The sequence below is a fragment of the Leifsonia sp. Ger2509 genome, assembly GCF_055231915.1.
On the sequence record NZ_JBUYVB010000003.1, the window covers coordinates 2105406 to 2126659 of the forward strand.

At 68.2% G+C, this 21254-nt stretch carries 23 protein-coding genes; 13 read left to right on the forward strand and 10 right to left on the reverse strand.

Annotated features, from left to right (window positions below; genetic code table 11):
- Positions 1-56 precede the first annotated feature (56 nt).
- From ACV7NN_RS10310 to ACV7NN_RS10320, 3 genes are all read right to left on the reverse strand, one after another.
- A complete protein-coding gene (locus ACV7NN_RS10310; RefSeq protein WP_463349484.1) occupies positions 57-1181 on the reverse strand; it encodes a bifunctional 2-methylcitrate synthase/citrate synthase in 1125 nt (374 codons plus the stop codon).
- A 61-nt stretch (positions 1182-1242) separates the two neighbouring features.
- Positions 1243-1962, reverse strand: a complete 720-nt coding sequence (locus ACV7NN_RS10315) for an HpcH/HpaI aldolase family protein (protein WP_463349485.1) — start codon at positions 1960-1962, stop codon at positions 1243-1245.
- 1 nt (position 1963) lies between these two features.
- On the reverse strand, positions 1964-2671 hold the full coding sequence (locus ACV7NN_RS10320) for a flavodoxin family protein (protein ID WP_463349486.1): 708 nt from the start codon (positions 2669-2671) through the stop codon (positions 1964-1966).
- A gap of 47 nt (positions 2672-2718) precedes the next feature.
- Here ACV7NN_RS10320 and ACV7NN_RS10325 point away from each other — a divergent pair, with 47 nt between their 5' ends.
- Complete coding sequence (locus tag ACV7NN_RS10325; RefSeq protein ID WP_463349487.1) at positions 2719-3357, forward strand: LysE family translocator; 639 nt, start codon at positions 2719-2721, stop codon at positions 3355-3357.
- Between the two features lie 97 nt (positions 3358-3454).
- On the opposite strand, the gene ACV7NN_RS10330 is transcribed toward ACV7NN_RS10325, so the two are convergent.
- Positions 3455-3988 (reverse strand): YbhB/YbcL family Raf kinase inhibitor-like protein, encoded by a 534-nt coding sequence (locus tag ACV7NN_RS10330; protein WP_463349488.1) that lies wholly within the window; start codon positions 3986-3988, stop codon positions 3455-3457.
- Between the two features lie 177 nt (positions 3989-4165).
- Positions 4166-4927: a polyprenol monophosphomannose synthase gene (locus tag ACV7NN_RS10335; protein ID WP_463349489.1), complete on the reverse strand. Its 762-nt coding sequence runs from the start codon at positions 4925-4927 to the stop codon at positions 4166-4168.
- A gap of 186 nt (positions 4928-5113) precedes the next feature.
- Between ACV7NN_RS10335 and trhO the strand changes: the two genes are divergently transcribed.
- Both trhO and ACV7NN_RS10345 read left to right on the forward strand, forming a co-directional pair.
- Positions 5114-5998, forward strand: a complete 885-nt coding sequence (gene trhO, locus ACV7NN_RS10340) for an oxygen-dependent tRNA uridine(34) hydroxylase TrhO (protein ID WP_463349490.1) — start codon at positions 5114-5116, stop codon at positions 5996-5998.
- Positions 5999-6110: 112 nt separating this feature from the next.
- Positions 6111-7691: a Na+/H+ antiporter gene (locus ACV7NN_RS10345; protein ID WP_463349491.1), complete on the forward strand. Its 1581-nt coding sequence runs from the start codon at positions 6111-6113 to the stop codon at positions 7689-7691.
- On the opposite strand, the gene ACV7NN_RS10350 is transcribed toward ACV7NN_RS10345, so the two are convergent.
- Entirely contained in the window at positions 7657-9042 is a 1386-nt protein-coding gene (locus ACV7NN_RS10350) for an LssY C-terminal domain-containing protein (protein WP_463349492.1), read from the reverse strand. The two genes, ACV7NN_RS10345 and ACV7NN_RS10350, sit on opposite strands and share 35 nt — an antisense overlap.
- Positions 9043-9076: 34 nt before the next feature.
- Between ACV7NN_RS10350 and ACV7NN_RS10355 the strand changes: the two genes are divergently transcribed.
- From ACV7NN_RS10355 to ACV7NN_RS10370, 4 genes are read left to right on the forward strand one after another with little or no spacing between them, the layout of a single operon-like run.
- Positions 9077-9850, forward strand: a complete 774-nt coding sequence (locus tag ACV7NN_RS10355) for an isocitrate lyase/PEP mutase family protein (RefSeq protein ID WP_463349493.1) — start codon at positions 9077-9079, stop codon at positions 9848-9850.
- Positions 9851-9881: 31 nt separating this feature from the next.
- Positions 9882-10781: an ABC transporter ATP-binding protein gene (locus ACV7NN_RS10360; RefSeq protein WP_463349494.1), complete on the forward strand. Its 900-nt coding sequence runs from the start codon at positions 9882-9884 to the stop codon at positions 10779-10781.
- On the forward strand, positions 10778-11617 hold the full coding sequence (locus tag ACV7NN_RS10365) for an ABC transporter permease (protein ID WP_463349495.1): 840 nt from the start codon (positions 10778-10780) through the stop codon (positions 11615-11617). Before ACV7NN_RS10360 ends, ACV7NN_RS10365 begins: the two co-directional genes overlap by 4 nt.
- A 29-nt stretch (positions 11618-11646) precedes the next feature.
- A complete protein-coding gene (locus ACV7NN_RS10370) occupies positions 11647-12027 on the forward strand; it encodes a DUF1304 domain-containing protein (RefSeq protein ID WP_463349496.1) in 381 nt (126 codons plus the stop codon).
- A gap of 146 nt (positions 12028-12173) precedes the next feature.
- Here ACV7NN_RS10370 and ACV7NN_RS10375 read toward each other — a convergent pair whose 3' ends face one another.
- Positions 12174-13394 (reverse strand): FAD-dependent oxidoreductase, encoded by a 1221-nt coding sequence (locus tag ACV7NN_RS10375; RefSeq protein ID WP_463349497.1) that lies wholly within the window; start codon positions 13392-13394, stop codon positions 12174-12176.
- A 49-nt stretch (positions 13395-13443) separates the two neighbouring features.
- Between ACV7NN_RS10375 and ACV7NN_RS10380 the strand changes: the two genes are divergently transcribed.
- Positions 13444-13824 (forward strand): DUF1304 domain-containing protein, encoded by a 381-nt coding sequence (locus ACV7NN_RS10380; protein ID WP_463349498.1) that lies wholly within the window; start codon positions 13444-13446, stop codon positions 13822-13824.
- Between the two features lie 67 nt (positions 13825-13891).
- Here ACV7NN_RS10380 and ACV7NN_RS10385 read toward each other — a convergent pair whose 3' ends face one another.
- Positions 13892-14281, reverse strand: coding sequence for a hypothetical protein (locus tag ACV7NN_RS10385; protein WP_463349499.1), 390 nt, complete (start codon positions 14279-14281; stop codon positions 13892-13894).
- 172 nt (positions 14282-14453) lie between these two features.
- Between ACV7NN_RS10385 and ACV7NN_RS10390 the strand changes: the two genes are divergently transcribed.
- The 5 genes from ACV7NN_RS10390 (at position 14454) to ACV7NN_RS10410 (ending at position 18800) form a co-directional block, all read left to right on the forward strand.
- A complete protein-coding gene (locus ACV7NN_RS10390; RefSeq protein ID WP_463349500.1) occupies positions 14454-15536 on the forward strand; it encodes a sugar ABC transporter substrate-binding protein in 1083 nt (360 codons plus the stop codon).
- 165 nt (positions 15537-15701) lie between these two features.
- Positions 15702-16454, forward strand: a complete 753-nt coding sequence (locus tag ACV7NN_RS10395; protein ID WP_463349501.1) for an ATP-binding cassette domain-containing protein — start codon at positions 15702-15704, stop codon at positions 16452-16454.
- Complete coding sequence (locus tag ACV7NN_RS10400) at positions 16451-17731, forward strand: sugar ABC transporter permease (protein ID WP_463349502.1); 1281 nt, start codon at positions 16451-16453, stop codon at positions 17729-17731. The genes ACV7NN_RS10395 and ACV7NN_RS10400 overlap by 4 nt, the downstream gene beginning before the upstream one ends.
- A 110-nt stretch (positions 17732-17841) precedes the next feature.
- Positions 17842-18078, forward strand: coding sequence for a hypothetical protein (locus tag ACV7NN_RS10405; protein ID WP_463349503.1), 237 nt, complete (start codon positions 17842-17844; stop codon positions 18076-18078).
- A gap of 50 nt (positions 18079-18128) precedes the next feature.
- On the forward strand, positions 18129-18800 hold the full coding sequence (locus ACV7NN_RS10410; RefSeq protein ID WP_463349504.1) for a hypothetical protein: 672 nt from the start codon (positions 18129-18131) through the stop codon (positions 18798-18800).
- Positions 18801-18809: 9 nt separating this feature from the next.
- Here ACV7NN_RS10410 and hemL read toward each other — a convergent pair whose 3' ends face one another.
- Together hemL and hemB are read right to left on the reverse strand one after the other, a co-directional pair.
- On the reverse strand, positions 18810-20225 hold the full coding sequence (gene hemL / locus ACV7NN_RS10415) for a glutamate-1-semialdehyde 2,1-aminomutase (protein WP_463349505.1): 1416 nt from the start codon (positions 20223-20225) through the stop codon (positions 18810-18812).
- The gene (gene hemB, locus ACV7NN_RS10420) at positions 20213-21139 is read right to left on the reverse strand and encodes a porphobilinogen synthase (RefSeq protein WP_463351276.1); all 927 of its coding nucleotides are present in this window, start codon (positions 21137-21139) and stop codon (positions 20213-20215) included. The genes hemL and hemB overlap by 13 nt, the downstream gene beginning before the upstream one ends.
- Between the last annotated feature and the right edge of the window lie 115 nt (positions 21140-21254).

Sequence of the window (21254 nt, forward strand, 5' to 3'; positions counted from 1 at the left end):
TCGACCGGAACGGGCACTCTCGCGCTTCCGAGGGGCGCCGCGCGCCCGCCGCGCGGCTACCCGAGGTGGCGCTCGGCCGACCCGGTGTACTGCGAGAGGGGCCGGATCAGCGAGTTCGCCGCGTACTGCTCCATGATGTGGGCGGTCCAGCCGGCGATGCGGGCGGCGGCGAACAGTGGCGTGAACGACTCCGTGTCGAACCCCATCAGGTTGTAGGCCGGCCCCGACGGGTAGTCGAGGTTCGGCTTGATTCCCTTGCGCTCATCCATCGCCGACTCGAGCGCCGCGTACAGGTCGAGCAGCTCCTGCCGGCCGTAGTGCTCGACCAGGGTGTCGAGCGCCGCCTTCATGGTCGGCACACGCGAATCTCCGTGCTTGTACACGCGGTGGCCGAAGCCCATGATCTTGCGCTTGGCCGCCAGGGACTCGTCGAGCCAGGCCGCGGCCCGGTCCGCCGTACCGATCTCGTCGAAGGTGTGCATCACGGCCTCGTTCGCGCCGCCGTGCAGGGGGCCCTTCAGCGCGCCGATCGCCCCGGTCACCGCCGAGTACATGTCGCTGAGCGTCGAGGCGATCACCCGAGCGGTGAAGGTGGATGCGTTGAACGAGTGCTCGGCGTACAGCACCAGTGAGACGCGGAACGCGTCGACGACCACAGCATCCGGAACCTCGCCGAACGTCATGTAGAGGAAGTTCTCCGAATAGTCGAGGTCGTCCCTCGCCTCGATCAGGTCGAGACCGCGGCGGCGGCGCTGCTCGTAGGCGACGATCGCCGGCAGCTGCGCGAGCAGGTACACGGCACGGCTGTCGTTGAGCTCGGGGTTCAGGATGCCGCCCGGCTGCAGGAGCGTGGCGTCGAACGCGCCGAGCTGGCTGACGGCGGTGCGGACCGCATCCATCGGATGCGCGGTGAGCGGCAGGTCGTCGATGACGCGCCTCGTTCGCGCATCCAGGGGCCGCAACGAGCGCTCGAGCGCTTCGAAGGCGACGAGCTGGTCCGACGTGGGAAGGTCGCCGTGCAGGAGCAGGTACGCCACCTCCTCGTACGAACAACGGGCCGCCAGTTCCTGCACGGGGTACCCGCGATAGAGAAGAGAGTTCGTCTCCGGGTTGACGCTCGAGATGGTGGTCGTGTCGACGACGACGCCGGCGAGACCTTTGTGGATCTCTGGATCGGCCATGATCTGCTCCTTGCCCGAACGCTGCGGTCAGCGCTTGATGTCGAAGATGTACAACGAAAACCTATCGCGTGCGACCCGGCGGCAGCGGTGCGGCCGAGGCCGCCATTGCACTGGCCGCGCCGAGTGCGAGCAGCCCGGTGTCGGTGTCGACCGCCACCCAGTCGAATCCGTGCTCGCGCAGGTGCACGGCGCGCTCCGGGGCACCGGCGTACGCGCCAGGGATGATCCCCCCATCCCGGCAGGCGGCGACGATCCGCTGGAGCGGCGACGCGTCCGACATGTCCGCGATCAGCTCGCTGACCTCCAGGCCGAGCGCGAGGCTGAGATCGAAGGGGCCGACGAAGATCATGTCCACGCCCGGGGTCGCGGCGATCTCGTTCACTTGTTCGAGCGCATCCGCTGTCTCGACCATGACCGCACACAGCGGCGGGCGGGACGGATCGATCTCGTAGCCGGCGAGCGGACCCCAGCTCCGGATGCCCCGCGGAGGGTGGTGTGCGGCGGCGACTGCGGCGGCGGCCTCGGCGGGAGTGCCGACCATCGGCACGATCACGCCGTCGGCTCCGGCATCGAGCGCGCGGCCGATCAGGGTCGCGTCGTTCGCGGCGACACGCACGAGGATGGTCGCCCTGGGCTCGCGCCGCAGGCTCAGGATGTCGCGCACACTCCGGTCGTCATGATGGCCGTGCTGCGCATCGATGCCCACCCAGTCGAACCCGAGGCCTTCGAGGGCTGCGGTCATCCGGACGCCGCCGAGCGTCGCCCACACCCCGGCCCGCATCTCAGCGGTACTCCGGGTTGGCGTCGAACCCGAAACGCTCGCCGTTGTCCCACTGCGCCCGCAGGTTGCCGAACGCAGGGAATCCACCCGCGTCCTTGAGCATCCGCGCCATGTGCATCAGGTTCCACGTCATGAACGTGGTGTTGCGATTGGTGAAATCGTTCTCCGGACCGCCTGAGCCTTCGTCGAGGTAGCTGGGACCGGGGCCGATCTCTCCGATCCAGCCGGCATCCGCCTGCGGCGGAACCACATAGCCGATGTGCTGGAGGCTGTAGAGCAGGCTCATCGCTGAATGCTTCACGCCGTCCTCATTGCCCGTGATGATGACACCGGCCGTCTTGCCGTAGTAGACGTACTGGCCCTTGTCGTTGAACATGCCGCTCATGGCATACAGTCGCTCGATGACCTGCCGGGTGACGGATGCGTTGTCGCCCAGCCAGATCGGACCGCCCAGCACCAGGATGTCGGCGGCCTCGACCTTCGGCCACAGCTCCGGCCAGCCATCGTGGTCCCAGCCGTGCTCGGTCATGTCCGGGTACACGCCGGTTGCGAGGTCGTGATCGATCGCGCGGACCGCAGTGACCTCGACACCCTGTGCGCGCATCAACGCGATCGACTTGTCGAGGAGACCCTGCGTGTTGCTCACCTCCGGGCTGCGCTTCAGCGTGCAGTTGATGTAGATCGCCGTCAGATCGCTGTAGTCGGTCACAGTTCGGATCGTACGCCGCAGTCCGCCGCCGGGTCTACGATGACGGGATGGTTCCTGCGCCCTCGCTCCTCGCGTTCGCGCTCACATCCTTGGCGCTGATCGTCATCCCCGGGCCGAGTGTGCTCTTCGTGATCGGGCGATCGATCTCGCTGGGCCGCCTGGGCGGCCTCCTCAGCGTGCTCGGAAACGAACTCGGGATGCTGCCCCTCATCGTGGCGGTCGCGGTCGGCGTCGGCGCCGTGGTCGCCCAATCGCTCATCCTGTTCACGATCATCAAGTTCGCGGGCGCGGCGTACCTCGTCTACCTGGGGATCCAGGCCATCCGCCATCGCCGCCACACCGCAGTCACGCACGAGGCGACGCCGAACCCTAAATCGCGGGTCCGCATCCTGGCCGAAGGCTTCTTCGTCGGGCTGACCAACCCGAAGACGCTCGTGTTCTTCGTGGCCGTGCTGCCGCAGTTCGTCGACTACAGCGCGGGGTTCATCCCGCTGCAGATGTTCGAGCTGGGCCTGGTGTTCTTCGTGCTGGCGCTGCTCAGCGACAGCATCTGGGCCCTCGTGGCGGGCACGGCCCGCACGTGGTTCGCCCGCTCACCGCGCCGGGTCGAACACCTCGGCGCCGCCGGCGGCGTGATGATGATCGGCCTCGGCGGCGTGCTCGCCCTCACCGGCAACAAGCACTAAGCCGCGCGTCCGCGCCGCCGCGCACCTTGCGAACGAGCGCACAGGGTGCAACTCGTGCGCTCGTTCAGAACATGTGCGAACGACGTGGAGCAGCGCCTCAGATGTCGCCGGCAGTCGCGACCGGGACGAGCACCCCGCGCGCCAGCGAGTGGAAGTGCGCGTTGAACCCGAGGACCGCGGGAGTCGACGCCGGGTCGAGGTCGAGGTGATCGACATCGAGGGCGTGCACGACGATGTTGTAGTGGTGCGTGCCGGTCCCGGGCGGGGGCGCTGCGCCGGTGAAGCTCTTGCCGCCCATCTCGTTCGACAGCATCGCCGCACCGGGCGGGAGAGCAGCGCCGCCCACAGCGCCTGCGCCCGCGGCCAGCGACGTGACGGACGCGGGGATGTTGTAAACGGCCCAGTGCCAGAACCCGGAGCCGGTCGGGGCATCCGGGTCGTGGATGGTCACGGCGAAGCTCTTCGTCTCCTGCGGGAATCCGCTCCAGGACAGTTGCGGGGACACGTCGCCACCGCCAGCGCCGGCGCCCCACTGTGCGCGGTCAAGAGGAGTGTCGTCGGCGACATCATCGCTGGTCAGACTGAACAGGGGCACCACGCCGAAGCGTGCGAACGGGTCTTCAACGGTCATGATCGCAACGCTACGCCGGGGTCTCGCGCCCGTCCAGAATCACGAGCGCACGCGTTGTCCCCGAGCGCACGCGTTGTCCCCGAGCGCGTGCATTGTTCCCGAGCGCCTGTCTGTGTACCCGGGCGGTCGCCCGGTACGCGGGCGTTCGCGCGGAACGCGGGCGCACGCCGCTCACCACTACAGGCCGACGGTCTCCTCGACGGACTCGGTGGGCGCAGGCCGGCGGCGGAAGCGCCGCGGCAGGCCGGCGATCCCCCACCCGGTGACCCGGATCATCGCCTCGACGACGATGCCCGTCGTCATCTTCGAGGCGCCGTGCTCGCGCTCGACGAACGTGATGGGAACTTCCACGATCCGCAGCCCGTCGTCGTATGCCCGTCGGAGCATATCGATCTGGAAGCAGTATCCCTGACTCTCCACGTCGCCGAAATGGATGCGCTCAAGCGCCGCCGCCGTGAACGCGCGGTACCCGCCGGTCACATCCTTCACGGGAACGCCGAGCAGGATGCGCGAATAGATGCTGCCACCGCGCGACAGGAATCGCCTGCTCGCCGGCCAGTTCTCAACGCCGCCACCGGCGACCCAGCGCGAGCCGAGCACCACGTCCGCGGACTCGATCGCCTCGAGCAGGCGGTGCAGCTCCTCTGGGCGGTGCGAGCCGTCGGCATCCATCTCCACGATGCGGTCGTACCCGGCATCGAGCGCCCAGCGCATCCCTTCGCGGTACGCGGCCCCCAGGCCTTCCTTGCCCGCCCGGTGCAGCACCAGCACGTGGTCGTCGGCCGCGGCGAGCGCATCCGCCATCTCGCCGGTCCCGTCCGGTGAAGAGTCGTCGACGACCAGCACGAAGACGTCGGGGGTGGAGGCTCTGACGCGCCCGACGATGGAGGCGACGTTCTCGCGCTCGTTGTAGGTGGGGATGATGACGAGCGTGCTCAAGGCGTCCCCCTCCTTACGTTTCCCGCGGCGCGATGATGGCATTCTTCTAGCATCCCCGATTTCTGTGAACCGCAGGAGTCCGGCCGCCGACTTCTTCCATCCCATCGTGGCAGGCTGTGCGTTGCCCCTCCACCGTGAGAACGGGCGCTGAGAGTCTTCTCAGTCGTCTGCGCCTACCATTGTCCGGTGTCCGTTCCGAAGGTCCTGCTCTACTACGTCTTCACGCCGCTCGCCGATCCTGACGCGATCCGGCTGTGGCAGCGCGACCTCTGCGAGTCGCTCGGCCTGCACGGCCGCATCCTGATCTCGAAGGATGGGATGAACGGCACCGTCGGCGGCGACCTCGCGGCGGTCAAACGCTATCTGCGGAAGACGAAGGACTATCCCGCGTTCAAGAACCTCGACGTCAAGTGGAGCGAGGGCACTGGGCTCGACGGGGAGGGGCGCAGCCTCGACTTCCCGAAGCTGGTCGTGAAGGTGCGCGACGAGATCGTGAGCTTCGGCGCACCGGATGAACTGGTCGTCGACGAGAAGGGTGTAGTGGGCGGCGCAACGAAACTGCAGCCGCACGAACTCGAGGCACTCGTCGCCGCCAGGGACGACGTCGTCTTCTTCGACGGCCGCAACCGTTTCGAAGCGGAGATCGGACGCTTCCGGGATGCGGTGGTGCCGGATGTCGCCACGACCCGCGAGTTCGTGGCCGAGCTCGACAGCGGCCGGTACGACCACCTCAAGGACAAGGCCGTGGTCACCTATTGCACCGGCGGCATCCGCTGCGAGGTCCTGTCGGGGCTGATGAAGTCGCGCGGGTTCGGCGAGGTGTACCAGCTCGACGGCGGTGTCGTCCGCTACGGCGAGACGTTCGGCGACGACGGCCTCTGGGAGGGCTCGCTCTACGTGTTCGACAAGCGCGGCTCTGTCGACTTCAGCGACCACACCGCGGTTCTCGGCCACTGCGTCGTGTGCGGAGCGGCGACGAAGCGGATGCAGAACTGCGCGGACCTGTCATGTCGCGAACAGCTCGTGGTGTGCGAGACGCACTCCGGCGCTGCACGCTGCGCGGCGCACTGATGGCCCCGACGCCCCGATCACGACGACCCGACTGATCGCTCTGGGCTGAATGCCGCGCCGATTACGCCGGAAGCAATAGCGCCCGGAGCGCGTTGCGGCCATCATGGGCAGCATGGATCCGGTCGCAACCATCGTCTGGATCGTGTCGTTCGTGCTGGTGACGGTCACGGTCACCGGAGTTTCGCGCCGGGTGGGATGGTCGGCTCCCGTCGTACTGGTCGCGGTCGGCGCGGTCGTCTCCTTCATTCCGGGTGTGCCGCAGGTGCAGATCCAGCCGGAGCTCGTGCTCTACGGGCTGCTGCCTCCGCTTTTGTTCGCGGCATCCATACAGACGTCCTTCAACGACGTCCGCGCCCGTCGTGACGGCATCCTGCTGCTCTCCGTCGGACTCGTCGTGTTCACTGTCATCGTCGTCGGGTTCGCCACCTATCTCGTCGTCCCCACCCTGACGGTCGCGGCCGCGTTGGCCTTCGGGGCGGTGGTCGCGCCGACGGACACGGTCGCGGTGACCGCGATCGCCGGCCGCCTCCATCTGCCGAGACGTCTCGTGACCGTGCTCGAGGGCGAGAGCCTGCTGAACGACGCCACCGCTCTCGTCGCCCTGAACGCGACCATCGCCGCCATCGTGAGCGTGGTGAACCCGCTTGCGATCGCGGTCGACTTCGTTCTCGCCGTCGTGGTCGGCGTGGCCGTCGGTCTGCTCATCGGGTATGTGCTCGCGACCATTCGCAAGCAGTTGCGCGCGCCCGTGCTGGACACGTCGCTCGGGTTGATCACGCCGTATCTCGCCTTCATTCCCGCGCAGTTCCTGCATGGATCCGGCATCCTCGCGGTCGTCGTCGCCGGCCTCTACCTCGGCTACCGCTCGCCGACCATCCAGACCGCCGAAGCGCGTATCGCGGAGACGATCAACTGGCGCACGATCTCCTTCCTGCTCGAGAACGCTGTGTTCCTCTTCATTGGCCTCGAGCTCGCCGGCATCGCGAGCGGCGCCCTCAATTCCGGGATCACCGCAGCACGCACGATCGTCGCGAGCGTCGTGGTGCTGATCGCACTGTTCCTCGCCCGCTTCGTGTGGATGGTACTCACGACCACGCTGTACCGATATGGCCCGCAGCGATTGCGGGAGCGCGGCTGGAACTGGGCGACGGGCATCGCGGTGTCGTTCGCGGGCATCCGCGGCGTGGTCACTCTGGCTGCCGTGTTCCTTCTCCCGGAGGCCACGCCCGACCGGGAGTTCCTGCAGTTCCTCGCCTTCATCGTCGTCGTCGGCACCCTCCTCGAAGGCCTCGCACTCCCCTGGATCATCCGCCGCCTGAAGCTGCCGCCGCCCGACTTCCAGCAGGAGTCCGGCGAGATGCAGCGACTGCTCGCCGAGGCGCAGACCGCCGGTCTCGCAAAGCTCGAGCAGGAGGTCACCGGTGACGAGGACGAACGGGTGATGGAGCGCCTGCGCATCAACGCGGTGTTCCTCGCCGACGCCCTTGAGAATCCGACGCCGTCGGAGAACGAGGACGCGGCTTTCGCCTACATGCGGCTTCGGCGGTCGATGATCAGAGCGGAGCGTTCGGCGGTGCTCGACGCCCGCGCGGAGGGGCGGTACCAGGAACTGGCGGTGCGCTCGGTGCTCGCCTTCCTCGACGCGGAGGAGTCGGCGCTCAAGTCGTCGGGGCCGAAGAAGCCGTTGATGTGAGGGGCGGCCGCGCGGCCTCCCGCCGCGGCCGGCGCGCCCAGACCCGCGAGCGCTGACTAGACAGCGCAATGACGACGAGGATGTCGAGCGGCAGCCCAAGGATGTTGTTCTGCAGGTTGAACTGCACTCCGCCGTTGAAGAAGTCGATGGCGGAGAGGATGATCGCAACACTGCTCAGGCTCATCGCGATGACGCGGGCGCGGTCGCTTCCCCGGAAGACGAGGATCGCCATCCACAGGTAGAGCAGCAGCCACACTCCGACCACTACGAGGAAGATCGCGACGATCCAGGTCGCCGCGGACCGCTCCTGCGGCGTGAGCGAGTCGGTCTGCGAGAACACGTCGGCCTTCATGAACCCGTGGAAGTCGACCAGGGTCAGCCCGATGTAGACGAGTCCTGCGACGACCCGCAACAGCATGAGCAGGAAGCCGAGCGTGGTCGGCACCGGCCGCGCCTCCTCGCGCGCAGCCTGGGCGGCCGTCACCTGCGCGGCGACCTCGATCGATTCCGGCCCCGGAACCACGGCCCGCATGTCGACCACCGGCAGGTCGCCGTCGGTCTCGATGGTGTCGCCGCCGCCGTTCCGCGCGTGGTAGCCGGACGAGAACTCGCGCAGCAGTTCGACCTCGACCGGCGCATCCCCCGCCGTCAGCGTGCGGATGATGTGATCACGCTCGACATCGGTGTCCGCGTCGATCTTGTGCGTGATCTGCAGGGTGAAGAGCGAGAATCCGACTGCCCGGTCGAAGGTTCCGGCCGCCAGCCACTCGACCCGGCGGCCGCCGGGAAGCAACCAGCCGTCCGGGGTGCGCCAGAAGCGCACATGGTGACGCTTGGCCGGATTGCCCTCCACCTCCTGCTGGTACGCGAGGTCCTGCTGGTGATCGAACAGGAACAGCGGGCTCACCGGCGCCTCGTCGTAGCTGCGGCGCAGCAGTGTCGAGGCGATGATCCGCCGGCTGCTGGCGAGGGTGACGTCGTCGGCCCGGATCCAGCGCGCCCGCCGCATCGACGCATCCAGCTGCGCCTCCGAGCCCAGGAGCGCGAGGTTGATCGGGTCGCCGAGCAGACCGTCGCTGGTGCGGGTGCGGCCGATGAAATAGTCGGGCACGTAGATCGAGGTGAGGATGCGATGCAGTCGCGGCAGCACCAGGTACGCGAGCAAGACCCAGAACAGGAGGAAGAAGAGGATGAGGAACCAGCCCCACTTGAAACTCTCGGTCAGCACGATGATGGCGAGCCACACCGCCGCGACGCCGCCGAAGACGAAGAAGAGGGTGTCCGCGATGGCGTGCGGCGACCGGGAACGCATGATCGGCGTCCTCGTCTTGCCCACCGTCTTCTGCGGCATGCGCTCATCGTATTCCCGCCCCTAGGCTCGTTCCATGAGCATCCAGGAGAAGGGCGCAGAACTGCGCCGACTGCACGAAGACCCCGCACTGCTGCAGCTGGTGAACGTGTGGGATGTGGCCTCGGCCCGCGTGATCGCGGGGCTTCCGCAGACGCGGGCGCTGGCGACCGCCAGCCATTCGATCGCCGCCATGTACGGCTTCGCCGACGGGGAGAACATTCCGCTCGACCTCATGCTGGAAGCGGTCGGTCGCGTCGTGGACGACTCGGACCTGCCGGTGACAGCCGACCTCGAGGCCGGCTACGGCGATGCAGGCGAGACGACGCGGCGGGCGATCGGGATCGGCGTCGTCGGCATGAACCTCGAAGACCAGCTGAAGCCGATGGACGAGTCGGTGGCCGCGGTGGCCGCCGTCGTGCGCGCGGCCGACGCCGAGGGCGTGCCGTTCTCCCTCAACGCACGGACGGATGCGTTCCTCCGCGGCACCGAGCGCAGTCTCGACGAGAACGTCGCGGACGCTATCGACCGCGGCCGCGCGTTCCTCGACCAGGGCGCGACCTGCGTCTTCGTCCCCGGCCGGCTCGACGCGGAAACGGTCGCGCGACTCGTTGCAGGGATCGGCGAGCGCAAGGTCAGCGTGATCGGGCATCCCGGGTCGGTCGCGCCCGCAGAACTCGAACGGCTCGGCGTCGCCCGCATCTCCTACGGACCGTGGTCGCAACGCGTCGCACTCACCGCACTGGCGGATGCTGCGGAATCGCTGTACTCAGGCGGTACGCTGGCGGCGAGCACCCGCATCCTGAACTGAGCGGGCGCGCCAGAACCGAGAGGGGTTCACGTTGCCGACCGGCGTACCGATCGAGATTTCCGGCCTGTCCAAGCACTTCGGCCCCGTCGTGGCCGTCAACGATCTGAGTTTCGATGTGGAGCCCGGCCGCGTCACCGGCTTTCTGGGTCCCAACGGCGCAGGCAAGACGACGACGCTGCGGATGCTGCTCGGCCTGATCGTCCCGACGTCCGGAACCGCCACGTTCGGCGGTGTGCCATACGCCCACCTTCCTGCTCCCCTGACCTCGGTCGGTGCCGCGCTGGAGGCGGCGAGCTTCCACCCCGGCCGCACAGCCAGGAACCACCTGCTCGTCTACGCGCAGGCGGCCCGGCTCGAGAACGAGACCGTCGAGACGGCACTCCGCAAGGTCGGTCTCGCCGACTACGCGGACCGGAGGGTCGGCGGATACTCGCTGGGCATGCGGCAGCGCCTCGGCCTCGCTTTCGCACTCATGGGAGACCCGGGGGTGCTGGTGCTCGACGAGCCGATCAACGGGCTCGACCCCGAGGGCATCAAGTGGATCAGGACGTTCCTGCGCGAACTCGCCAACGAGGGTCGCACCATCCTGGTCAGTTCGCACCTTCTGTCCGAGGTGCAGCAGAGCGTCGACGAGGTCGTCATCATCGCCAAGGGCGAGCTCGTGCACCGCGGCACCCTTGCGAGCCTCGACCCCGCGGGCGGACCGCAGACCATTGTGGACTCGCCCGACCGGCCCGCGCTGGTCGCCGCGCTCCGCGCATCCGGACTCACCGTCTCCGAGCTGCGAAGCGGCGTGCTGGTGGATGCGGAGCCCGGCCACGTCGGCCACGTCGCCTTCGTCGCCGGCGTCGAGCTCAGCTCACTGCACCGGCATCGATCGGGACTCGAAGAATCGTTCCTCTCACTCGTCGGCGAAGGAGGCTCGCTGTGAGCGCATTTCTCGCCGGGGTCCGCTCGGAGTTCACCAAGATCGGTACGACGCGGATGTGGTGGCTGCTCGCCCTCGTGCTCTTCGCCTACATCGCATTGATCTCGGGAGGGCTCGCTGCGCTGTTCGGCCTGATCTCGACCGGCAAGATCACCCGCGGTGGTGGCGGCAATGAGGGCGCTGCCGCAGCCATCTTCCACAACCTGGCGCCGGTCGTCTACAGTTTCGCGACCTCGGTCGGCTACGTGTTCCCGGTGCTCCTCGGCGCCCTGGCGACGACCGGCGAGTACCGGCACCAGACCCTGACACCGACGTTCCTCGCGAACCCGCGGCGCGGCCAGGTGCTGGGTGCCAAGGTCACGTCGACCTTCGTCGTGGGCGCCCTGTACGGCGTCGTCGCACTCCTCGCCGCGGTCGGCGTCGGGGCGATCGTGCTGTCGATCGTCGGTGTGGACACGGCCCTGGGCGACTCCGCGATCTGGGCGCAGATCGGACGCTCGGTCCTGGCCATGGCCCTGTGGGCACTCATCGGCGTGGGTCTCGGAACGCTGGTGCCCAACCAGGTCGCGACTATCGTCATCGTGCTCGCGTTCACCCAGTTCGTCGAGCCGCTGCTGCGGCTGGCGACCTCGTTCTCGGAGGTCACCGCGAACATCGGCAAGTTCCTGCCCGGCGCGGCCAGCGATGCGCTCGTGGGGTCGAGCGTCTTCACGATCTCCTCGCCGTCGACGACGGCCGCCCAGCTCGACTGGTGGCAGGGCGGGCTCGTGCTCGCCGCCTACGCGGCGATCTTCGTGGTCGCCGGCTACTTCGTGAGCTGGCGCCGCGACATCAGCTGAGGTGGACGGGAATCCAATAGCATGAGCGCGTGATCATCCTCGCGACCGTGTTCGTGACCCTCGCCGCGGCTCTCCACGTCGGCATCTTCATCATGGAGAGCATCAGCTGGACGCGTCCGTCGATCTGGAAACGGTTCGGCGTCGCCAGCCAGGAGGCCGCGAACACCACCCGTCCGCTCGCCTACAACCAGGGCTTCTACAACCTGTTCCTCGCGATCGGGGCGGTCCTCGGACTCATCTTCTACGGGGTCGGGATGCACGCGGCCGGCCTCGCGCTCATCCTGTTCACCACCGGAAGCATGGTCGCCGCCGCCATCGTGCTCGTCACGACCGGCCGCGGCTACGTGCGCCCCGCGCTCATCCAGGGCGTCCTCCCCCTCGTCGGGTTCGTCCTCATGCTCCTCTCCTGACGGCGCCGCCCGCCGCCCACCGCTCCCACTCCCGCCCACCGGGCCCGTCGAACACAGGAAAAGTCACCTCATCCGTGAGATTTGGGATGCTTTTTCCTGTGCTCGGCACTCGCGCGGGCGGGTGCGGGTGGGGCGGGCGGGCCGGGTCAGCGCAGCGACGGGTCGAGATGCTCGGGGCGGAAGCCGCGCCCGATCATCCGCGCGGTGAACCACTGGATGGTCGGCATCGCCAACCGCAGCAGCCAGCGTAGCGGCGCGGGCATCGGATCGGGCAGGATGGCGCGCCCGCCCGACTGCGCGACCACGCGGTGCACGCGCAACTGGATGCCCTGCATCCGCTTCACCGGCGGCAGCCGCCGGGCCTGCACCGCGGCGAGCGCCTCATCCGTCACGACGCCGGCGCGCAGCCCCGCCGTCAGCAGGTTCGCCGTGGCCACCGCATCCTGGATCGCGTAGTTGACGCCGACGCCGAACACCGGCGACATCGCATGGGCGGCGTCGCCGATGCACAGCAGGCCCGGCCGATGCCAGGTGTCCAGCCGGTTGACCTGCACGGACAGCAGCTTCACCTGGTCCCAGCCGGTGATCGAGCCGAGCACCGGCCGCAGGAACGGCGCCGGGTGGGCGATCGCCTCCCGGAACGCCTCGATCCCGGCGGCCTGCAGCTGGGCGAAGTCGCCCTTCCGGATGACCATGCCGCTCTGGAAGTAGTCCCGGCGGTCGATCGTGAGCACCATGCCGGTCTCGTCCAGGTAGGCGAGGGTCGTCGGAGGGACCTCATCCGGTTTCGGCAGGCGGAACCAGAGCACGTCGATCGGGACACCGAACTCGGTCGGCCGCAGTCCGGCGGCGGCCCGCACCGCCGAGTCCCGTCCGTCGGCGGCGACGGTGAGCGTGGCGCGGATCTCCAGCTCGTCCTCGGCATCGGATGCGATGACCCCGCGCACGGCGCCACCCTCGACGATGACGTCGGTCGCCTCCGTGCTCATCCGGAGGTGGAACCGCTCGTGGAGCTCGCCCTCCTCCACGAGGAACGTGAGGAAATCCCACTGCGGCGCAAGCACGAGGAAGTCGTCCGGCGGCGGGAGGCGCCCGAAATCGATGGGCCGCAGCCGGTTGCCGTCGATGACGGCGTCAAGGGTGCGGATGCGGTTGTGCGGCAGGCCGAGGAACCCGTCGCGCAGACCCAGCTCGCCGAGCAGGCCGATCGTCGACGGGTGGATCGTGTCTCCACGGAAGTCGCGGAAGAAGTCGCCGTGCTTCTCCAGCACGACGACATCGACACCGTTCCGAGCGAGGATCAGTCCGAGCATCACGCCGGCAGGGCCGCCGCCGGCGATGACACAGTCCGTCTCGATCAATTCCACGAGCTCCACCTCACCGGGGAAGCCTAACCGCCCAGCGTATGCTCGCACCATGGCCATCATCGGATCGATCCTGATCGCGGCGGCCGCGCTCGTCCACCTCTGGATCTTCGGGATGGAGAGCGTGATGTGGTCGTCGCCGAAGGTGTGGCGACGGTTCGGCCTCGCGTCTCAGCGCGATGCGGATGTGGTCCGCCCGATGGCCTACAACCAGGGCTTCTACAACCTGTTCCTGGCCGGCGGCGCTGCGGTCGGCCTCGTCCTCTACTGGACGACGCTGCGCGAGGTCGGCTTCGGACTGGTGTTCTTCAGTGCGACCTGCATGGTGCTCGCATCCGTCGTGCTCCTGACGACCGGGCGCATCTACGTGCGCGCCGCCCTCATCCAGGGCGTGCTGCCGCTCGCCGGGCTGGTCGCGTTCATCCTGGCCTGACGCCCGGCGCATGGCCTGATGCCCGTCGCCTGACGCACAGCACACGACGCGACCGCCGCCGTGCGGACTACTCGATGCGTTCGCCGCCGGGCTGGCGGCTCGCGTCGTCGACCACCCGCAGCGCTTCGATCAGCTTCGCAGCGTGCGGGGTCGACACGATGACGCGCGCATACTCCTCACCGTCGAGGTCGAGCACGACGGCCGCGCGCTGCTTTCCCTTGAGCAACAGGAAGTCCTTGCCGCCGTGGAACTTCCAGGTGCCGGCAGCGAGCGTCAGGGGAAGGGATGCGCCGGGCGCGCGCACGCCCCGGATCCAGATCCACGGGTCGTCCGTGATCGCGACCGACCGGATGCTGTCCCGCGGGATGACCAGGTCGACCCGGCGGAATGCAAGCGCTTTCTCTGCGGTGGTGAGGCGGATCTCCAGTCGGTCTGGGTGAACATGCAAATCGGCCATGGTCCTAGTCTGCCCGGTCGCGAACTCGTGCCCGGCAGGGTTACCGAACCGTTACGCGCAAGTATGTTGCCAATGTCACCAATTTGGCCCAAACTTTAGAAGCCATCGCTCACAGCCGAGCGTGGCCATCGAGGAGTGTCCTCCTTCAGAGAAGAAGAAGAAAGGGAACGACGTGAAGAAATCTTCATGGATCCCCATCACGGTGGCCGCTGCCGCAACAGCACTGCTGTTGAGCGGTTGCACCGGAAGCGGAAGCGGATCAGGCTCCACCTCGACAACAGCGGCACGAGCTTGTGTCATCCTCCCCGACTCGGCGTCGTCGCCGCGCTGGGAGAACGGCGACCGTCCCGCGCTCGACAAGGCGTTCACCGACGCCGGCTTCACCGCTGACATCCAGAACGCCCAGGGCGACCCGAACAAGTACGCCACGATCGCCGACCAGCAGCTCACCAAGGGCTGCGGTGTCATGATCCTCGTCGACTACAACGGCGCAGCCGTCGCAGTGACCCAGAAGGCCCAGAAGCAGGGCATCCCGGTCATCGCGTACGACCGCCCGATCACCACCGGCACCGCCTCGGCACCGTCGATGCTGGCCGACTACTACGTCTCCTTCGACAACACGAAGGTCGGCGCGCTCGAAGGACAGTCGATCGTCGACGGCCTCAAGACCGCAAACAAGGACCCGAAGACGGCGAAGGTCGTCTACATGGGCGGCGACCCGACTGACGGCAACGCCAAGCTGTTCCACGACGGCGCGGTTGCAGTCATGAGCGCCGCAGGCATCAAGCCGGCTGCAGAGCCGACCGGTGTCTGGGACGGTCAGAAGTCGGCGACCAACTTCGAACAGGCCCTCACGGCCCTGGGCGGCAAGGTCGACGCAGTCTGGGTCGCCAACGACACCAACGCTGCCGGCGTCATCACGATTCTCGACAAGAACGGCCTGAAGGTTCCCGTCTCCGGACAGGACGCCTCGACCGCCGGTCTGCAGAACGTGCTGCTCGGAAAGCAGAGCGCGACGGTCTACAAGCCGTTCAAGCTCGAGGCCGACGCAGCGTCCACGCTCGCGATCTCGCTGCTGAAGGGCAAGAAGCCGCCGACATCGCAGCAGCTGTACGGCAAGCCGTTCATCGCTGTCACGCCCATCCTGATCACGCCTGACAAGGTGGAGCAGGTCGTGACCGCGGGCGACGCGAAGGCAACGGACATCTGCACCGCAGAGGTCGCCGCAGCCTGCACGAAGTACGGCGTCAAATAGGCAAATGAGGAAATGAGAGCCCGCTAGCGGACTGTCGATCCCTCTGAAGGCTCCGCGTCAGGTTCAGAATGAACCCGACGCGGAGCTTTCTTCCTTCGACAGCGGTGGCAGACTCTTCGTGAGCAGGCAAAGTGGGACACAGTCGCCCCGAGCAAAGGAACGCAAATGGATTCGCCAATCATCGAACTGACTGACGTCAAGAAGAGCTTTGGCCCGGTGAGTGTCCTCAAGGGCGTGTCCCTCAAGGTCTACCCCGGCAAGATCACCGCACTGGTCGGTGACAACGGTGCAGGCAAGTCGACCCTGATCAAGGGTCTGGCGGGCGTACAGCCCTACGACGAAGGCGTCGTGAAATTCGAGGACGAGGTCGTCGCCCTCCACAACCCGCGCGAGGCATCGCGGCTCGGCATCGAGGTCGTCTACCAGGACCTCGCACTCTGCGACAACCTCGACATCGTGCAGAACATGTTCCTCGGGCGCGAGGAGACCGAACTCGGCACCTTCGACGAAGGCATGATGGAGCGCGAGGCCTCGGAGACCCTCCGGTCGCTGTCGGTCCGCACCGTGAAGTCGGTGCGCCAGAAGGTCTCGTCCCTGTCCGGTGGCCAGCGCCAGACGGTCGCGATCGCCCGCTCCGTGCTGAAGTCGGCCAAGGTCGTCATCCTCGACGAGCCGACCGCCGCCCTCGGTGTCGCGCAGACCGAGCAGGTCCTCGCCCTCGTCAAACGCCTGGCAGAACGTGGCGTGGGTGTGCTCATGATCAGCCACAACCTCGTCGACGTCTTCCAGGTCGCCGACTACATCAACGTGCTCTACCTCGGCCAGATGGTCGCCGAGGTGGAGACCTCCCAGACGAACAGCGACGATGTCGTCGGCTACATCACTGGAAGCAAGACCTACACAGGAGCGAGCGCATGAGCGTCACCGAGAAATCCGAGATCCCGGCACCCGAGACGGTCACTCCCGACCTGATCGGAAGCGGGCAGGACGGCACCGTCCGCGACCAGGCGGTGGCCTACCTCCAGCGGGTGCGCAACGGTGACATGGGAGCGCTGCCCGCGATCGCCGGGTTCGTCGTGCTCAGCATCCTGTTCGCCGCCCTGAGCCCGTACTTCCTCACGGAGCGCAACTTCGCGAACCTGCTCACCCAGGCCGCCACCCTCGTCATGCTGGCGATGGCGCTCGTGTTCGTCATCCTGCTCGGCGAGATCGACCTGTCGGCCGGTGTCACCTCCGGTGTCGCGATGTCGCTGTTCGTGGTCCTGTCCGATCCCGGCGGCCTCAACATGAACTGGATCCTCGCGCTCATCGTCGCGCTCCTCGCCGGTGTCGTGATCGGTATGTTCATCGGGTTCTTCGTCGCGAAAGTCGGGGTCCCGTCGTTCGTGGTCACCCTGGGCTTGTTCCTGGGTCTCCAGGGCCTGCAGCTGATCATCATCGGCAATGGTGGCCTCTACCGCATCCAGCAGCCCGAGGTCCTGGCGATCCAGAACAGCAACATGCCGCCGTGGGCCGGCTGGGTGATGCTGGTGGTCATCCTCCTCATCACGGCCTCGCAGGCGTTCATCGACCGTCGCCGGCGCGCACGGGCAGGCGTGCCCAGCCGCACGATCGCTCTGCTCTGGATCCGCCTCGCAGTCATCGCCGTCATCGGCGGCGTCGTCATCGCGCTGCTGAACCAGAACCGTGGCACCGGCTTCCTTGCGGTGTCCGGTGTGCCCATCGTGGTGCCGATCGTGCTCGCGATCCTCTGGGTCGGAACGTTCATCCTCGACCGCACCCGCTTCGGCCGCTACCTCTACGCGGTCGGCGGAAACGCCGAGGCCGCACGCCGTGCCGGTATCAAGGTCGTCGGTATCAAGTGGGCGGCGTTCGTCGTCTGTTCGACACTGGCGGTCGTGTCGGGTCTGTTCAGCGCGAGCAAGGTCGGGTCGGTGGATGCGGCCTTCGGACGCGACATCGTCCTGAGCGGTGTCGCAGCGGCGGTCGTCGGTGGCGTCAGCCTCTTCGGTGGACGCGGCCGCCTCATCCACGCCGCGATCGGCGCGCTCGTGATCGCCGTCATCACCAACGGCCTCGGCCTGCTCAACCTGCCGGGCGGCGTGAACTTCCTCGTCACCGGCGGCGTGCTGATCCTCGCCGCGACGGTCGACGCGCTCTCGCGCCGACGGGCGGGCGTAGCGATAACACGGTAGCGCTACCCGCGCATCCTGGAGCCGGGCGTACAGGTCGTGTCCTGTACGCCCGGCTTCTTCGTGCCGGCCGGTGCCGGCCACGCCACAATGGGATGGACGAAAGGACACGCGTGGCACGCCACATCACTTTCTCGGCGCGGCTGCTCCGGCGCGACGCAGCGCCGCAGACCGTGACAGTCCGGGGCACCTCGGACACTCCTCCGCGAACCCTTCGCCGGGCGGCCGGCGGCGGCGGCCGACTCGCATTCGACGTGTACGCCCTGGTGGATGCGGATGGCTGGCCGCACGAGGCCACCTATACGTTCGTCGAGACGGTCGAGCGCGCATCCGCCGACCCCGACCTGTAGTCGGGCAGATTTCTCCCCGCCGGAGCGCGGCAACCCCTACGATCAGTCTCGTGGACGAGCTCTCACAACCCGGACGGGCGTGGCTTCCCGCCGACACGGCGCTCTGGACGACCTGCCGCATCGTGACCGACGTCAGGAACGGCCGGGCTCCGTCCGAGCGCGTGCCGACCTACTTCCCGCTCCGGCCCGGTGAGGTGCCCTACGCGGGAGGAACCGTCTCCGTGGACGAGTTCCGCGCGGCGGGAGACGGATCGTATTCGACGTCGAGCGCCTACGCGTTCGGCACCGGAACGCTCGGCCTCGCCCTCGCTGCGACGACGCTCGCCGTCAACTCGTCGAACAACAATGCGCGGCGGGCCCAGGCGGAGGCCGACGCCCAGGTCACGTGGCGCCAGCAGGTGCGCGGCCAGATCGTCGTCACCGACCAGGGCTTCTACCTCGTCGACCAGTTCGGCGTCTTCCCGTGGGACTGGGCGTCGATCGACATGATGCAGCTTGCCGGGTTCGGCTGCCTCGTGATGAACGGGCGGTCGACACGCGGACCGCTGACCTGGCGCGTCGTCACCGATTGGGCGGAGCTCGTCTTCGTGCTGTGGGCCATGAGCCGCCACCCGGAGCACCCGCAGCTGGTCGAGGGCAGCTGGATGCCCGCAGGCTGGATCCCGTGGGCCACCGCCCAGGGCTATCCGCCCGCGCTCACCCGGCCCGAGTTGACGCCGTAGCCCCCACGCCTACTCAGGGCGGGCGGCCGCCGCGGCCGCAGCTGCGGCAGGCAGCGCGTCGAGGATGCGCGCGACAGCGGTATCGTCGTGTGCCGCCGTCACGAACCAGGCCTCGAACACACTCGGCGGCAGGGAGACTCCCGCATCGAGCATCGCGTGGAAGAACGCCCGGTAGCGCCACGCGTCCTGCCGCTGGACTTCGGCGTAGGTGCGGGGCGCCGTCTCGAACGATCCGAACACGAAGCTGAAGAGGTTGCCGGCCCGCTGCACGCGATGGGCCACGCCCGCGCCGGTGAGCGCATCCGACACAGCGGCCGAGATGATCGCTGCCGTCGCGTCGAGGCGCGCATACACCGTTTCGTCGGCCGCGGCGAGAGTCGCGAGACCGGCGGCGACCGCGACCGGATTGCCGGACAGCGTGCCCGCCTGGTAGACCGGGCCGTTGGGCGCGAGGTAGTCCATGATCTCGGCGCGTCCGCCGAGGGCTGCAAGCGGCATCCCTCCACCGATGACTTTGCCGAAAGTGAGGAGGTCCGGCGTGTACGACCGGTCGAGGCCCCAGAAGCCGGCCGGCCCGACACGGAATCCGGTCAGCACTTCGTCGAGGATGACGAGCGCGCCGAACTCGTGGGCGAGGTCGACGAGCGCGGCGTTGAAGCCGGGGTCCGGTGGGACGACACCCATATTGGCCGCCGCCGCTTCTGTGATCACCGCGGCGATGTCGGGCCCGCGCTGCTCGAACGCCGCCCGGACCGCGGGCAGGTCGTTGTACGGGAGCACGAGAGTCTGCGCGGCCGTCGCCTCGGTGACGCCCGCGGAACCTGGCATGGCGAGCGTGGCGAGCCCCGACCCGGCCTCCGCGAGCAGCGCGTCGGAGTGCCCGTGGTAGTGCCCCGCGAACTTGATGAGCAGCGGCCGACCGGTGAACCCGCGGGCGAGACGGATCGCGGTCATCGTCGCTTCTGTGCCGGTCGAGACGAGGCGCAGTTTGTCCACGATCGGAACACGCGCCCGCACCGCCTCGGCGAGAGCCGTCTCAGCGGGCGTCGAGGCGCCGAACGACAGTCCGCGCGCGGCGGCTTCCTGCACAGCGCTGACGACCGACGGATGTGCGTGCCCGAGGATCGCCGGGCCCCACGACGCGACGAGGTCCACATATTCGCGACCGTCCGCATCCGTGATGTACGGGCCGTTCGCCGACACCATGAACCGCGGCGTGCCCCCGACGGAGCGGAACGCGCGCACCGGAGAGTTCACCCCTCCCGGGATGACCCGGCGAGCACGCTCGAATTCGATCAGGTTGACGTCGCCGAGCGCCGCACCGTCGGCCAGCGCGCCGTCGCCGATCGCGCCATCGCCGATCGGATTGCCGCCCGCTGCGCCGCCCGTTGCCGCATCCGCGCCGTTCGCGCTCATCGCAGCCACCGCGCAGCCTCGGTCGCCCAGTAGGTGAGCACCGCATCCGCACCGGCCCGGCGGATGCCCGTGATCGACTCCTCGATCGCGCGCCTCCGGTCGATCCAGCCGTTCGCGGCGGCCGCCTCGATCATCGAGTACTCGCCGGACACCTGGTAGGCCCACACCGGCACATCGCTGAAGGCCGCGACGTCGGCGAGCACGTCGAGGTAGCTCATCGCGGGCTTCACCATCAGGATGTCCGCGCCCTCCTCGAGGTCGAGTCGCGCCTCGCGCATCCCCTCGCGCCGGTTGGCCGGGTCCTGCTGGTAGCTGCGCCGGTCGCCCTTCAGCTGGGAGTCGACGGCCTCGCGGAACGGCCCGTAGAAACTCGACGCGTACTTCGCGGCGTACGCCAGGATCACCGTGTCGACGTGGCCCGCGTCATCGAGTGCTTCACGCACAGCCGCGACCTGTCCGTCCATCATCCCGCTGAGCCCGAGCACGACAGAGCCTGCTTCGGCCTGCACGACTGCCATGTCGCGGTACCGCTCGAGCGTCGCGTCGTTATCGACGACGCCGCGGTCATCGAGGACGCCGCAGTGCCCGTGGTCGGTGAACTCGTCGAGGCAGAGATCGGTCTGGACGACGAGCGCATCGCCGACCTCGGCGACCACGGCACGGGTCGCGACGTTCAGGATGCCGTCGGGATCGGTCGCAGCGGACCCGATCGCGTCGCGCGTCTCCGGCACGCCGAACAGCATGATGCCGCCGACTCCGGCCTCGGCCGCCTGCGTCGCGGCCCGGCGGAGGGAGTCGAGACTGTGCTGGACGACACCCGGCATGGACTGCAGCGGGAGCGGTTCCGGAGTGCCTTCGCGCACAAAGGCGGGCAGGATCAGCTCGGAGGGGTGGATGCGCGTCTCAGCGGTCAGGCGGCGCATGGCCGGGGACTGCCGGAGGCGGCGGGGACGGACGACGGGATGCGTGAATTCGCTCACCGGTCAAGCCTACGCGGCCGGCGCCACCGCATCCTCCACGCCCTCCCAGCCTCGCTGC